General features: G+C 68.1%; 12 protein-coding genes. 4 read left to right on the forward strand and 8 right to left on the reverse strand.

Annotation, left to right across the window (positions count from 1 at the left end; translation table 11 throughout):
• Position 1: 1 nt before the first annotated feature.
• The 4 genes from SGCZBJ_RS24530 to SGCZBJ_RS24540 form a co-directional block, all read right to left on the reverse strand.
• Positions 2-2,431, reverse strand: a complete 2,430-nt coding sequence (locus tag SGCZBJ_RS24530) for a TonB-dependent receptor (protein ID WP_101720519.1) — start codon at positions 2,429-2,431, stop codon at positions 2-4.
• Positions 2,432-2,715: 284 nt separating this feature from the next.
• Positions 2,716-2,814, reverse strand: coding sequence for a hypothetical protein (locus SGCZBJ_RS26305; protein WP_240621635.1), 99 nt, complete (start codon positions 2,812-2,814; stop codon positions 2,716-2,718).
• 248 nt (positions 2,815-3,062) lie between these two features.
• Positions 3,063-3,482 (reverse strand): PaaI family thioesterase, encoded by a 420-nt coding sequence (locus SGCZBJ_RS24535; protein ID WP_101720520.1) that lies wholly within the window; start codon positions 3,480-3,482, stop codon positions 3,063-3,065.
• The gene (locus SGCZBJ_RS24540) at positions 3,479-3,994 is read right to left on the reverse strand and encodes a PaaI family thioesterase (RefSeq protein ID WP_101720521.1); all 516 of its coding nucleotides are present in this window, start codon (positions 3,992-3,994) and stop codon (positions 3,479-3,481) included. The genes SGCZBJ_RS24535 and SGCZBJ_RS24540 overlap by 4 nt, the downstream gene beginning before the upstream one ends.
• A 26-nt stretch (positions 3,995-4,020) precedes the next feature.
• Between SGCZBJ_RS24540 and SGCZBJ_RS24545 the strand changes: the two genes are divergently transcribed.
• Positions 4,021-5,055 (forward strand): ligase-associated DNA damage response exonuclease, encoded by a 1,035-nt coding sequence (locus SGCZBJ_RS24545; protein ID WP_101720522.1) that lies wholly within the window; start codon positions 4,021-4,023, stop codon positions 5,053-5,055.
• Between the two features lie 5 nt (positions 5,056-5,060).
• On the opposite strand, the gene SGCZBJ_RS24550 is transcribed toward SGCZBJ_RS24545, so the two are convergent.
• Complete coding sequence (locus SGCZBJ_RS24550) at positions 5,061-5,477, reverse strand: PaaI family thioesterase (protein ID WP_101720523.1); 417 nt, start codon at positions 5,475-5,477, stop codon at positions 5,061-5,063.
• Between the two features lie 94 nt (positions 5,478-5,571).
• Between SGCZBJ_RS24550 and SGCZBJ_RS24555 the strand changes: the two genes are divergently transcribed.
• From SGCZBJ_RS24555 to SGCZBJ_RS24565, 3 genes are all read left to right on the forward strand, one after another.
• Positions 5,572-7,179, forward strand: coding sequence for a cisplatin damage response ATP-dependent DNA ligase (locus SGCZBJ_RS24555; RefSeq protein ID WP_101720524.1), 1,608 nt, complete (start codon positions 5,572-5,574; stop codon positions 7,177-7,179).
• Between the two features lie 163 nt (positions 7,180-7,342).
• Entirely contained in the window at positions 7,343-9,052 is a 1,710-nt protein-coding gene (locus tag SGCZBJ_RS24560; protein WP_101720525.1) for a type I secretion system permease/ATPase, read from the forward strand.
• On the forward strand, positions 9,049-10,398 hold the full coding sequence (locus tag SGCZBJ_RS24565; protein WP_101720526.1) for an HlyD family type I secretion periplasmic adaptor subunit: 1,350 nt from the start codon (positions 9,049-9,051) through the stop codon (positions 10,396-10,398). Before SGCZBJ_RS24560 ends, SGCZBJ_RS24565 begins: the two co-directional genes overlap by 4 nt.
• A gap of 34 nt (positions 10,399-10,432) precedes the next feature.
• Here SGCZBJ_RS24565 and SGCZBJ_RS24570 read toward each other — a convergent pair whose 3' ends face one another.
• From SGCZBJ_RS24570 to SGCZBJ_RS24580, 3 genes are all read right to left on the reverse strand, one after another.
• Entirely contained in the window at positions 10,433-11,635 is a 1,203-nt protein-coding gene (locus tag SGCZBJ_RS24570; protein ID WP_101720663.1) for a multidrug effflux MFS transporter, read from the reverse strand.
• A gap of 148 nt (positions 11,636-11,783) precedes the next feature.
• Entirely contained in the window at positions 11,784-12,668 is an 885-nt protein-coding gene (locus SGCZBJ_RS24575; protein ID WP_101720527.1) for a hypothetical protein, read from the reverse strand.
• Positions 12,668-13,438: a hypothetical protein gene (locus SGCZBJ_RS24580; RefSeq protein WP_101720528.1), complete on the reverse strand. Its 771-nt coding sequence runs from the start codon at positions 13,436-13,438 to the stop codon at positions 12,668-12,670. Before SGCZBJ_RS24580 ends, SGCZBJ_RS24575 begins: the two co-directional genes overlap by 1 nt.
• Positions 13,439-13,503 lie beyond the last annotated feature (65 nt).

The raw sequence follows: 13,503 nt of genomic DNA on the forward strand, positions 1-13,503 counted from the left end.
CCTAGAAGGCCGTCCGCAGGCTGAGCACCGCCGCGCGCGGCGCGCCCACATAGGCGTAGGTGCGCGCATAGCCGGGGTCGCCCGGGGTGGCGCTGGTCTGGGTTCCCGACAGGTTGCCGTAATAGAACTTGTCCAAGATGTTGGTGACGTTGAGCTGGAGATACGACTTCTTCCAGCCGTCGCCGCCCAGGTCGTAGCGGACATCGGCGTCCCATACCGTGTAGTGCGGCAGCTTCTGGTCGTTGACGTCGGTCATGTACCGCTCGCCGATGAACTTGCCCTGCACGCCGATCTGGAACTTGCCGATGTCGTAGGTCAGGCGGCCGGCGAAGGTCCACTTGGGGGTTTCCACCACCTGCTTGCCGGCGGTGTCGGCATAGGTGGCCAGGCCCGTGGTCGAGCTGTAGCTGACGGCCAGGTCGTCCTGCAGCTTGGCGTCGGTATAGGCCATCGAGCCGTAGATCGTCAGGCTGTCGTCCAGGCGCCACTGGGCCTGGGCGTCGAAGCCCTGGATCTCGACGTCGCCGACGTTGCGGTCGATGTAGGTGCCGTCGTTCTGGTCGACCGTGGTGACGATCCGGTTCTGGATGTTGGTATGGTAGACGCTGGCCGAGGCCATCACGGTCGGCGTGCGGAAGCGGTAGCCGACCTCCACCGTCTGGCCGGTTTCCGGCTCGACATTGCCCAGGGCGCCGGTGCTGGTCAGGGTGTAGAGGTTGTCGACCTTCGGGGCCGACATCTGCTCCGAATAGCTGCCATAGACCGAGTGGTTGTCCCCGATGCGGTACGACAGGCCCACGTTCGGCAGGATGTCGTCATAGCTCTTCTTGGCCGAGAACGGCGAGAAGTAGGTCGCGCCGTTGACGGTGACGACCGAGGCCACCGCGCCGTCGGCCTTGGCGGCCGTGGCCGTCGGGGTCATCGACGAGCAGTAGTAGGTGGTCGAGCCGGCGCGCGAGTAGCAGTACTGGTTCAGCTCGCGATCCAGCGTGGGCAGGCGTACGCCGATGTTGGCGATCAGCTTCTCGTCCAGGAATTCGCCGCGGTACTCGACGCTGAATTGGTTGAAGGTGGCCACCGAGGCGCGGTTGCGCTTCTGGGCAACGTCGCCGTCCGCGGTCTGGACGGCCACGCCGTAGCCGTCCTTGCCGCTGAACACGTCGGTCGGGTCGCCGTTGCTGTTCAGCACGCTGTACTCGCCGGTCTGGCGGGTGTGGGCCTCGTCCCAGGCATAGGCGAAGCGCACGCGGTGGTGGTCGGCCACGTCCCAGATCAGTGAGGTGTTCAGGCCCCAGCGGCGGGAGTTGGTGTTGCTGGGGGAATAGACCAGCACGGTGTCGCTGGTGTCGCCGTCGCCATTGAGGTCGACGCCCTTGCCGGCGCTGTTCTTCAGCTGGATCGAGGTCTCCGACAGGCTGGTCGAGCCGCCGCCGTTGGCCAGGGTGTAGTTGAACGACGGATCGACCGTCAGCTTCAGGTTCGGCAGCAGGGTGAAGCGCGACTGGCCGCGGATCGTGCCGGTGTTCGACGGGTTCAGGCGCAGGCCGTAGTAGTTCGAGGCGCCCGGCGTGGTGCTGAAGTCGTAGTCCTCGCCGTAGGTCGCCACGTCGCCGGCCACCGAGGCGTCGGCGTTGGTCAGGTAGGGCGCGTAGTAGCTGTTGTTGCGGTTCTCGTTGTAGTTGAAGTTCAGCGCCAGGAAGTCGCCCGGCTTGGCCAGGTCCTGCTCGATGCGGGCGTTGACCTGCTTCTTCTCGAGCGTGCCCGGACCCTTGAACTTGTCGTATTTCTGCCAGCTGCCGGTGATCCAGGCGCGCGTGCCCAGCGGGCCGAACTCGCCGGTCTGCAAGAGGGCGAAGGCGCGGCGGAAGTTGTCGGTGCCGACGCCGGCCTTGGTGACCACGCCGAAGTCCTTGGTGGCGCGCAGGGTCGTGTAGTTGATGACGCCGGCGGTCGAGGAGGCGGTGACGGAGTCGGCGTCGGTCGAACCGGTGTTGACGTTGGCCTGCTGGATCAGCTCGGCGTCGACCTGCTGGTTGGAATAGATGGCGTAGTTGCCGCCGTCGTTCAGCGGCACGCCGTCGACCAGGAAGCCGATGTGGGCGCCGTCCTGGCCGTGCAGGCGGATGCTGCCGCCCGACGAGCCGTATGGGTCGCTGTTGGTGAACACCAGGCCCGGCACCAGGTTCAGCGATTGAAGCACGGTCTGGCCGTCGGCCTGACGGTTCAGGAACTCGTTGGTGACCGTGTACTTACCCTTCGGCGCGGTCTCGGCGACCATGGTCCCGTCCATCGTCTTGGGGCCCGAGGCGGCAGTGACGACGACGGTGTCGAGTTCGGTGGTGGCGGTCGATTGGGCGTAGGCGCCGGCGGCCGAGAGCAGGCCGCCGAACAGCGCCGTCGTGGCCAGGCAGGCCAGCTTGGTTCTGTTCATCTCTAAGAATATCCCCTTGTCCGCAACAACTCCGCCGATATGCGAAGTAAAATCCTGCGGAAGCGGGATTTCTAGAGATCGTAATTCAATGTTTGATGACGATATTTGAGCGATTATGGGGTCGAAAATCGACGGTATCGCTGCAAGTTCGCTGCAAAGGCAACGTTCTGATATCTATGGAAACAAGTAAGTTTCCAATTCTTTCCGATCTATTCTTTGGGGAATGATTTCGTCGGGCGCCATGCTCCGCCGGGATCGGGCCGGCGGAGCTACGCGGCGTTCACTTAGAAGCTCGGCGAGATGAAGCCGGCGACGACGACGAGGGGAAGCACGGCGAGCACCAGGCTGGCGAGCGAAGCGAAGGCGTTGTTCGAGAAGGTCATTGGTCTAGTCCCTGAGTTGTTGGCCCGGCGCGACGTCCGCGTCCGGTGAAAAGAGGTATAGGCGGGGCCAGGGACGAACACCCGTTACCTTTGCGTCATGACGCCATTTTAAGAAACTATCAGACCTGTAATGCGAATTACATTGGATTAATGTGGGCGCAGTGGTCGATGTTTTCGAAAATTATTGCCCAGCATGCCGGTCGGGCGGCGGGCGCGCCTTGCGCCCCGCCGCCGCAACCGGGGGAGGATCAGTCCTCGGTTCCTGTCAGCAGGAAGTGGCCGCGCAGGGCCGCGATCGGGGCCGCGCGCTGCTCCTGCCAGGCCTCGACATGGACGTTGGCGATGCGACGGCCGACCTTCTTGATCTGGGCGCGGGCATAGGTTGTCAGCGGCCGGCCAGAGCGCAGGTACTCGATCGAGACGTCGATGGTGCGCGGCTGGCGCTTCAGGGTCTCGGCGATCGATAGCTGGGCCAGGGCCGTCATCTCCATGAAGGCCCCGAGCACGCCGCCGTGGATGGCCGGCAGCATCGGATTGCCGACAATCTCGGGCGAGAACGGCAGGATGGCTGTCATCTCGTCGCCGGCCAGTTCGGCCTTCATGCCGATGAAGCGGGCATAGGGAATGGCGCCGAGCACGGCGACCAGGCGATCCTGGGCTTCGCTCATTGGCCGCCCTCCTTCTTGCTTTCGCCCGGCTTGCTGGAGCCTGGCGGCTTGAGGTTGGCGCCCGCCCTCTTGCCGGCGCTGGAATCCAGCATGAACGCAGCCTGGGCGGCGGCGATCGGGTCTTCGGGGTCGGTCTCGTAGGCCACGGCGCGGACGAAGGCGACCGAGCGGGTCAGCTTGTAGCAGTGGGCCCGGGCCAGGATGTCCTTCCCCGGCTCGGCCGGCCGCATGTAGTCGATGCGCAGGTCCAGCGTGGCGATCGAGGTCCAGTGGCTCATGGCCGCGTGCACCGCCTGGCCCGAGGCGTGGTCGAGCAGGGTGGTGACCACCCCGCCGGCGATGACCCCCGTGTCGGGGTCGCCGACCAGTTCGGTGCTGTAGGGAGCCTTGAGGATGGCGACGCCGTCGCCGATCTCCAGGGTGGAAAAGCCCAGGGCCTTGGCCTGGGGGCTTCCTTCGTTCATCGCCTTGGCGATGAGGCGGTGCTGTTCGCCAATATCCGTCTCGCTCATGAGGGATAGGCTTACAGGATCGCGCGTTGTCTTATCCAGCCGTGATCAAGCCCCAGGATCTTCTCTGTCCGAAGCCCGGAGGGCTCTACTGCCCGCCCGGCGACTTCTACATCGATCCGGTCCGCCCGGTGGACCGGGCGGTGATCACCCACGGCCATTCCGATCATGCCCGCGCCGGCCACAACACCGTGCTGGCCACGCCGCAGACGCTGGCGATCATGGCCGAGCGCTATGGCGAGGATTTCGCCGTCGTCGGCCGCCAGCCCCTGGCCTATGGCGAGAGCGTCACGATCAACGATGTCGAGGTCTCTCTCGTCCCCGCCGGCCACGTGCTGGGCTCGGCCCAGGCGGTGGTGCGCTGGAAGGGCCTGACCATCGTCGTCTCGGGCGACTACAAGCGCCGTCGCGATCCCACCTGCGCGCGGTTCGAGCCGACGCCCTGCGACGTCTTCGTCACCGAGGCGACCTTCGGCCTGCCGGTGTTTCGCCATCCCGACGACGCGGGCGAGATCGCCGCCCTCCTGAAGTCGGTCGATCAGTTTCCCGATCGCGCCCACATCGTCGGCGCCTATGCCCTGGGCAAGGCCCAGCGGGTGATCAGGCTGCTGCGCGAGGCCGGCTGGGACCGGACGATCCACGTCCACGGCGCGATGGAGCGGCTGAACCGCCTCTACGAGGCGCACGGCGTCGATCTGGGGCCCCTGGAGCCGGCGACCATCGAGCGCGGCAAGACGGGCGACTTCGCCGGTTCGATCATCGTCGCCCCGCCCTCGGCCCTGGCCGACCGCTGGAGCCGTCGCTTTCCCGATCCGGTCGACTGCTTCGCCAGCGGCTGGATGCGGGTGAGGGCGCGGGCTCGCCAGCGGGGCGTCGAGCTGCCGCTGATCATCTCCGACCATGCCGACTGGGACGAGCTGACCGACACCCTGGCCGAGTTGCGCCCCGGCGAGGTGTGGATCACCCACGGTCGCGAGGAGGCCCTTGAGCGGTGGTGCGAGCTGGAGGGCATCCCCGCCCGCGCTCTGCGCCTGGTCGGCTATGACGAGGACGACGGCGAGTAGCCGCTTCAGACGACCTTGAAGGTTTCCCGCGCCCGGGCCACGGGCTTGCCGTCGGCGCGGACGGTGGACTCGGCGTAGCACAGGCTCTTGCCCGGCTTGATGAAGTCGGTGTCGAACTCCAGCCATTGGCCAAGGGTGGCCGCGGCCAGATAGTCGACGCCCAGCGAGACGGTGACGAAGCCGTTGAAGGCCAGGCCCTCGCGCCGCATCCGCACCCCGCACGACAGGCCCATGGCGTTGTCGGCCAGGGCGGCGATCAGGCCGCCGTGCGGTCCGCCGCGCGAATTGGCGTGCACGTCGCGGGCCTCCAGCCCCAGCACCCATCGATCCTCGCGCACGTCGGCGTAGATCGGCTCCCACGGCGCGGTCAGCGGGCTGGTGCGGGTGTGGGGCGTGAAGGGCTGGGGCGGCTGGAAGGTCATCGGTCGTCTCCCTCCGCCACAAGTTAAACGAACGTTTGAATTATGCGCAAGCATGGCGGCTTGAACCTGCGCCCCCGCGCGACATTCTCTAGCCATGCGCGCCTTCGCCCATCTTCTCGACCGCCTGTCGCTGACGGCCTCGCGCAACGCCAAGCTGACCCTGATCGAGGGCTTTCTGTGCGTGACCCCGGACCCGGACCGCGGCTACGCCCTGGCGGCCCTGACGGGGGCCCTGTCGTTCGACGCCGCCAAGCCGGCCTTCATCAGGAAGGCGGTCGAGGCGCGGATGGACGCCCAGCTGTTCGCCTGGTCCTACGACTATGTCGGCGACCTGGCCGAGACCGTGGCCCTGGTCTGGCCCGCCCGGCCCGGCGCCAACCGCGAGCCGGAGCTGTCGGAGGTGGTCGAGGCGCTGAAGGCGACCTCCCGCGCCCAGGCCCAGGCGCTGATCGAGGGCTGGCTGGACGCCCTGGACGCCGACGGCCGCTGGGCGCTCTTGAAGCTGATGACCGGCGGCCTGCGGGTCGGGGTGTCGTCGCGGCTGGCCAAGCAGGCCTGCGCCAATCTGGGCGGCGTGCCGATCGGCGAGATCGAGGAGGTCTGGCACGCGATCGAGCCGCCCTATGGCGACCTCTTCGCCTGGCTGGAGGGGCGGTCCGAGCGGCCCTCGCCGGATGCGCCGGGCCGCTTCCGGCCGGTGATGCTGGCCCAGGCCATCGACGAGGCGGTGGATTTCGCAAGGCTCGATCCGGCCGACTACGCCGCCGAATGGAAGTGGGACGGCATCCGCGTGCAGGCGGTCAGCGAGCGCGGCGAGCGGCGGCTCTACACCCGCACCGGCGACGACATTTCGGCGACCTTTCCCGACGTGCTCGAAGCGCTCGACTTCGAGGGCGCGCTGGACGGCGAACTCCTGGTCATGCGCGACGGCGCGATCGCCAGCTTCGGCGACTTGCAGCAGCGGCTGAACCGCAAGACGGTGGACGCCAAGCTGATGGCCGCCCACCCGGCCGGGATCCGCGCCTACGACCTTCTGCTGGACGGGGAAGAGGATCTGCGGAGCCTGCCCTTCGCCCAGCGCCGCCAGCGGCTGGAGGCCTTCGTCAGCCGTCTCTCGACGACCCGCATCGACCTGTCGCCCATGCAGCCGTTCGAGACCTGGGAGGGTCTGGCCGCCCTGCGCGCCGCGCCGCCGCCGGGCGATCCGGCCATCGCCGAGGGCCTGATGCTCAAGCGCTGGGACAGCGTCTACGAGCCGGGCCGTCCCAAGGGGCCGTGGTTCAAGTGGAAGCGCGATCCGCATCTGGTCGACGCGGTGCTGATGTACGCCCAGCGCGGCCACGGCAGGCGTTCCAGCTTCTACTCCGACTACACCTTCGGCGTCTGGCGGCAGGACGAGACGGGTGAGCGCAAGCTGACCCCTGTGGGCAAGGCCTATTTCGGCTTCACCGACGAGGAGCTCAAGCAGATCGACAAGTTCGTTCGCGACAACACCATCGAGCGCTTCGGGCCGGTGCGGTCGGTGCGCGCCGACCTGGAGTTCGGTCTCGTCTTCGAGGTGGCGTTCGAGGGGCTGCAACGCTCGACTCGGCACAAGTCGGGCGTGGCCATGCGCTTTCCACGGATCAACCGCATCCGCTGGGACAAGCCGTCGCGCGAGGCCGACGAGCTTTCGACCCTGGAGCGGATGCTGGAGGGGTGACTTCGCCCAGACGCGCGTCGCCAGCGTTACTTGGGGGGAGGTTCAACTTCCGAGGCTCGCCGCCCCGCGCACTAGTCCCTTGCGCGTGACGCAAACTCAGCTAAGGCACTTGTCTTGCGTCGGGGCTGAGAACTTCGCTTCGGGGCAAGTATGGAGCAGGTTTGTGAAGTCGTTTTCCTTTCCGCTCGCCGACGTCCTGCGGGCCTGCCGCACGCACTTCGTGGCGACGGCCATATTCAGCGCACTGCTCAACCTCCTCTATCTCGCACCGACGTTGTTCATGCTGCAGGTCTACGACCGCGTGGTGCCGACCAGCGGCCACCTGACGCTGCTGTACTTGACGGTGGTGATGGCGTTCGCCCTGGGCACCCTGGCGGCGCTCGACCTGGTGCGCGCCAGGCTCATGACCCTGGCGGGCTTGCGCCTCGACCGGTTGCTGGCGCCGGTGATCCTGCGGCGCCTGATCGCCAGCCGTGCGGGGTCCGCCCAGGGAATGCGTGACTTCGACGTTCTTCGCCAGGCCCTGTCTGGACCCACCGCCCTGGCGATCCTGGATGCGCCCTGGGCCCCGATCTACGTCATCATCGCCTTCGTCGTTCATCCGGCGATCGGGGCCTTGGCGCTCGCCGGCTCGATCCTCCTGTTCGGCTTGGCGCTGCTCAACGAGAGGGCCACCAAGGCCTCGGCCAAGGGGGCCATGGAGTCCCAGGCCGCCGCCTATGCCGCCCAGGACGCCGCGGCGCGCAACGCCGAAGTGGTCAGGGCGCTGGGCATGCAGAGGGCGATGGAGGCTCGCCAGCTTGACCAGAGATCGCTGGGCCTGGACCTGGCTGCACGCGCCCAGATGGCGGGCGGCGGCTATGTCGCGGTCACCAAGTTCGTGCGCCTGGCGTTGCAATCGCTGGCGTTGGCCCTGGGGGCCTGGCTCGCGATCGAGCGCCAGATTTCGTCGGGCGCGATCATCGCGTCTTCAGTTCTGATCAGCCGCGCGCTGCAGCCGGTGGAGCAGATCGTCGGCGCCTGGGGCGTGGTCAACCAGGCCCGTAACGCCCTGTCGAACATCCTGGCTCTGCTGGACACCTCGGGCGACCGCCCGACGGGCACCACCCTGCCGATCCCCAACGGCGACGTCCGGCTGGAGCAGGTGATGGTCCGCAGCCGCGAGGGACAGTTCCTGTTGCGCGGCGTGTCGCTGAACCTGGTTCCCGGAGAGATTCTGGGTGTCCTCGGCCCCAGCGGCGCTGGCAAGACCACCCTGGCCAAGATCGCGGCCGGCGCGCTGACACCGGACGCTGGCACGGTCCGCATCGATCAGGCCAGCTACGCGGACTGGGAGCCCGACCGGCTGGGTCGCCTGATCGGCTATCTGCCGCAGGAGCCGTCCCTGATGGCCGGGTCCGTGCGTGACAACATCTCGCGGTTCGCGGGTGCCGTCGGGGATGACCAGGGCCTGATCGACACCGAAACGGTCAACGCCGCCAAATCCGCCGGGGTGCATGAACTGATCCTGCGGTTGCCGCACGGCTACGACACCGAACTGGGACTAAGCGGGCGAGGGCTGTCGGCAGGGCAGGCCCAGCGCATCGCCCTGGCGCGGGCGCTGTACGGCGCGCCGTCCGTGCTGATCCTGGACGAGCCCAACTCTGCCCTGGACGGCGAGGGCGAGGCGGCGCTGGCCAATGCGCTGATCGACGCCCGAAAGCGCGGCTGCGCCATCATGATCGTCGCCCATCGCAGCGGCATTCTCGGCATCGCCGACAGGCTGGCCGTGCTTCGCGAGGGCCAGATCGAGAAGGTCGGGCCGCGTGACAAGGTGATTGCCGAACTGAACGCCATGGCCGGCGGTCCCAAGCCCAAGGCGGTCAAGCCATGACCCGTTCCCTTACCGGTCCCCGCGACAGTTCGCGGACGATCTCCGACGATCCTCGCCGCATGGTCTTGGCCGGTTCGGCGATCGCGGGCCTGTTCTTCGTCGGCTTCCTGGGGTGGGCGGCGCTCACGCCGCTGGACGCCGGAGCCTATGCGCCGGGAACGATCGTCGTCGCCGGCAACCGTCAGGCCGTACAGCATCGTGAGGGCGGCGTCGTCACCGCGCTGAAGGTGCAGGAGGGCCAGCTGGTGACGCGCGGCCAGGCCCTGGTCGAGGTCTCCGACACCGACATCAAGGCTTCCGAGCGGGGCCTGGCCGGCGAGGTCCTGACCCTGCTGGCCCAGCGTGCACGCCTTGTCGCGGAGCGCGATGGGCGGAGCGCCTTTGTTGCGCCGCCTGAGTTCGCGTCGTTGCCGCCGCAGGACAGATCGCTGGCCAACGAAGCGATGACATTGCAGCAGCTGCAGTTCCGCGCTCGCCGGCAGGCGCTCGAAACCCAGCGGGGCGTGCTGGGTCAGCGCGTGCTCCAGCTCAACGAGCAGGCCGGCGGCGCTGAGCGCCAGCTCAAGGCCAATGTCGACCAGCAGCAGCTGATCCGCGAGGAGTATCAGGGCGTCAAGGAGCTGGCCGACAAGGGCTATGCGCCCAAGACGCGCCTGCTGGCGCTCAAGCGCGCAGAGGCTTCGCTGGAAGGCGAGAACGGCGCTCATCGCGCCCAGATCGCCCGCTCCAGCGAAGCGGTGGGCGAAACGCGCTTGCAGATCATGTCGCTAAATCGCGAGCGCGCCGAAGAGGTGGCCGGGCAACTGCGAGACATCCAGGTGCGGCTCGACGATCTCCAGCCCAAGTGGGTCGCCGTCCGCGAGCAACTGGCCCGCGCGGTGATCCGCGCCCCGGCGAGCGGCAAGATCGTGGGCCTGTCGGTCTTCACCGTCGGCGGGGTGATCTCGCCCGGCCAGACCTTGATGGAGATCGTGCCCCAGGACCGCGACCTGGTGGTCGAGGCGCGGGTGTCGACCGCCGACGCCGATGATCTGCGCCCGGGCCAGCAGACCCAGGTGCGCTTCAGCTCGCTGCATGAGCGGAACCTGCCGATCCTCAGCGGCGTGCTGACCAAGCTTTCAGCCGACAGCTTCGCCGACGAGAAGTCCGAGACGCGCTATTTCCGGGCCGAGGTTAAGGTGCTGCCCAGCGAGATGGCCAAGATCACGGCTATTCGCGGCGCCCAGGCCGGAATCCAGCCCGGCCTGCCGGTCGAGGTGATCGTGCCGCTCCGCCGTCGCACCGCCCTCGACTACCTGGTCGAACCGATGGGGCAGACCTTCTGGCGGGCTGGACGCGAACACTGAAGCGACGGGCCGCCGGCGGCGGTTCGCCCGGCTCCTAGGCGGGTGAACCCGAGCCGTTCTGGAACAGGCGGCCCCTTTCGGTGACCAGCACGGCGATCAGCCCGGCCAGGCCGAAGCCGAAGAAGCCCAGGGTCAGCGGACCGACGGTGCCGTCGAACAACTGGCCGATCAGGAAGCCGCCCAAGGCCCCGCCGATGGTGGTGATGAAGCCCTGCAGCGAGGCGGCCGCGCCGGCGATGTGGCCCAGCGGCTCCATGGCGATGGCCCCGAAGTTCGACATGACGAGGCCGAAGCAGAACATCATCCCGCCCTGCAGCAGGGCGAAGGTCCACACCGTCTCGTGCTGGGTGTGGGCGACGACGGCGTGCACGCCGGCGAAGGCGATGAAGCCGAACAGGGCTGCGTGCGAGACCTTGCGCATGCCCAGGCGCTCGACGATGCGGGCGTTGACCAGCGAGGCGATGGCGATGCCGCCGGCGATGCCGGCGAAGATGAGGGTGAACCATTCGCCCGCGCCCAGGGCGTCGACGAACACCTGCTGGGCCGAGTTGATGAAGCCGAACAGACCGGCCAGCACCAGAGTGGCGGCGATGGTGTAGCCCATGGCCACGCGGTCGGTCAGGGCCGTGCGGAAGGCGCCCAGGATCGCGCCGGGCGAGATCGGGGTGCGGTCTTCCGGATGCAGGGTCTCGGGCAGCTTCAGGGCGGTCCAGGCGATCACGGCGGCGCCGAACACGGCCATGACGCCGAAGATCCAGCGCCAGGGCGCGACCAGCACGATGGCCTGGCCGATCGACGGGGCGACGATCGGCACGGCCAGGAAGACGATGAACGACAGCGACATCACCTCGGCCATGCGTCGGCCCGAATAGCAGTCGCGGACGATCGACACCGACAGCACCCGCGTCGCCGCGGCGCCGACCCCGGTCAGGGCCCGGGCGACCAGCAGCATCTCGAACGAGGTGGTCAGGGCGCAGGCCAGGCTGAAGAGGACGTAGAGGCCAAGGCCCGCCAGCAGCACGGGCTTGCGGCCGTAGCGGTCGGCCAGCGAGCCGTAGGCGATCTGGGCCGCGCCGAAGCCCAGCAGATAGGCGGTGATCACCCATTGGCGCTGGTTGTCGGCGGTCAGACCCAGGCTCTGGCTGATCTGCGGCAGGGCGGGCAGCATCGAGTCGATGGCCAGGGCGTTGGTGGCCATCATCGCCGCGATCAGGGCGACGAACTGGGCGAAGCCCATGCCCTGGTGGGGCGAGATCGAGGTTGGGGTCGTGTCGCGGGGCATGACGCGCTTTCTTGGGCCGGGACGCGCGAGGCGCCGGCCGGCGCGGAACGCAATGACCGGCATATAGGCCGCCGGGCGTTGCGCGCCAACCGCCGCGGGTCGGCTATTGCGCCATCTGGAACTGAATGCTGACCGTCTGGTCGTCGCCGCCCCGCGATGCGCCCTCCTGAGACTGGCCCAGGCTGGCGACGCGCAGCAGCGGCTGCGAGCCGGGCTGGTCGGCCGGCGTGCTGCGCAGCACGCCCAGAACCGGCTGGGCGCCCGTCAGGGCCTGGTGGAAGGCGGCCGAACGCTTGAGAGCGAGGGCGGCGGCGTTCTGGCCTTCCGGGGTGAAGGCGTCGATGCTGGTCTGGCTGACCACGTTGACCAGCGCCAGCTTGGCTTCGCCCTCGGGGCAGGTGCTCGTTGTCGGGCCGCCGTAGGACAGGCAGGGCAGGCGCTTGGCCAGCGAGGCGGCGACATCGTCGGCGATCTTGCGGCCGCCGGCCGACAGGGTCGCGGAGTTCGGCTCGAACAGTTGGTCGGCCCGGAAGTACAGCGTGCCGCCGGCCGTATCGCCGGCCAGTGGAGCGCCAGCGTCGCGCAGATCGGCGTCGAGGAAGTGCATCAGCGTGCTCTGCGCCTCGCCAGCCGCCGCGCTCTTGCGGGTGGTCTTGGTGGGCGGACCGAACGAGAAGCAGCGGCGGTCCTGGCCCGCGCCGCCGATGACGGTTTCCGGCACGCACAGCACCCGGGCCTTCTCGTCGATCTCGACGGTGACGTCGCGCGGGGTGAGGGCCGTCGCCGTTTGCAGCAGGGCGGCCGTCTCGGGGTGCTTGGCCTCGGTCAGGGCCTGGGTCGATTGCCGGAATTGCAGCGCGAAATAGCTCAGCATGATGATGAAGATGAAGATCACCCCCACCATCATGTCGGTCATCGAGACGTAGTAGCTTTCACCCTCCTCGAGGTCGGGCGTGCGGCGCCGACGGGCGCGACCGAGGGCCGCCATCAGGCGAGGCTCTGCGCCGGAAGGGCCTGGGACGCGCGAGCGTCGGCCAGGGCGGTCTCGATGCGCGACAGCACGGCCAGTTGCTCGAGCATGACCTTCTCGGGCGGGGCGAAGCGCACGCAGCCGTCGAGTTGGGCGAAGAAGTGGGCTTCCAGCGCCTCGATGGCCTGCCGGCGACGTCGCGCGACCAGGCGAAGGATGATGGAGCCCAGCACGCCGGCGATCGAGGTCCAGAACTTGGTCGCCGCCACGGCCAGCAGGCCCATCAGAGCGGTCTGCATGCCCGCGCCGCCTTGGCGCTGCATGGCGTCGACGGCCTCGGTCAGCGCGGCCACGATGCCCATGAAGGTGATGACCAGGCCGATGGCGACCATCAGGTTGGCCCACCATTCCAGGCTGCGGGCCGGCGAATCCGCATGTTCGAAGGCGTCTGAGGCATGGATCGAGGAAGCCAGGCGCCCATCGCCGGTTTCCGCCAGTTGGCCGCGATAATTGGCCCAGCCCAGTTCGAGGGCAGGGTGAGCCGCCCCGCCCAGTCGCTTGTCGATCTGCGGGAAGGCTTCGGCGAAGGCCTTCTGCCGGTCTGGTCCGCCCAGTTCCGCCAGCAGGTCGCTGCGGCGGCTCAGGTCGTCCCGCAGCGGCGCATATTCGAAATGGCCCGATTGGAAGATCAGGCCGACCGCCAGGGCCAGGATCGCCCCGGCCATGATCAGGGCGGCGCTGGGGGCGCTGAAGACGGCTACGACGAAGCTGGTGACGGGATCGTGCATGCGGGCCTTCTGCCTGGGTTTTGCGCAGTGCACAATGCCAGAAGTTGAGGCCTCAATGAGGCCTA

Origin of the sequence: Caulobacter zeae, assembly GCF_002858925.1 — a bacterium.
Classification (GTDB): domain Bacteria; phylum Pseudomonadota; class Alphaproteobacteria; order Caulobacterales; family Caulobacteraceae; genus Caulobacter; species Caulobacter zeae.

Bases quoted from the DNA above. Each gene is read 5' to 3' on its own strand.
- SGCZBJ_RS24530 (WP_101720519.1), bottom strand. From the start codon at position 2,431: ATGAACAGAACCAAGCTGGCCTGCCTGGCCACGACGGCGCTGTTCGGC.
- SGCZBJ_RS26305 (WP_240621635.1), bottom strand. From the start codon at position 2,814: ATGACCTTCTCGAACAACGCCTTCGCTTCGCTCGCCAGCCTGGTGCTC.
- SGCZBJ_RS24535 (WP_101720520.1), bottom strand. From the start codon at position 3,482: ATGAGCGAAGCCCAGGATCGCCTGGTCGCCGTGCTCGGCGCCATTCCC.
- SGCZBJ_RS24540 (WP_101720521.1), bottom strand. From the start codon at position 3,994: ATGAGCGAGACGGATATTGGCGAACAGCACCGCCTCATCGCCAAGGCG.
- SGCZBJ_RS24550 (WP_101720523.1), bottom strand. From the start codon at position 5,477: ATGACCTTCCAGCCGCCCCAGCCCTTCACGCCCCACACCCGCACCAGC.
- SGCZBJ_RS24555 (WP_101720524.1), top strand. From the start codon at position 5,572: ATGCGCGCCTTCGCCCATCTTCTCGACCGCCTGTCGCTGACGGCCTCG.
- SGCZBJ_RS24565 (WP_101720526.1), top strand. From the start codon at position 9,049: ATGACCCGTTCCCTTACCGGTCCCCGCGACAGTTCGCGGACGATCTCC.
- SGCZBJ_RS24570 (WP_101720663.1), bottom strand. From the start codon at position 11,635: ATGGGCTTCGCCCAGTTCGTCGCCCTGATCGCGGCGATGATGGCCACC.
- SGCZBJ_RS24575 (WP_101720527.1), bottom strand. From the start codon at position 12,668: ATGGCGGCCCTCGGTCGCGCCCGTCGGCGCCGCACGCCCGACCTCGAG.
- SGCZBJ_RS24580 (WP_101720528.1), bottom strand. From the start codon at position 13,438: ATGCACGATCCCGTCACCAGCTTCGTCGTAGCCGTCTTCAGCGCCCCC.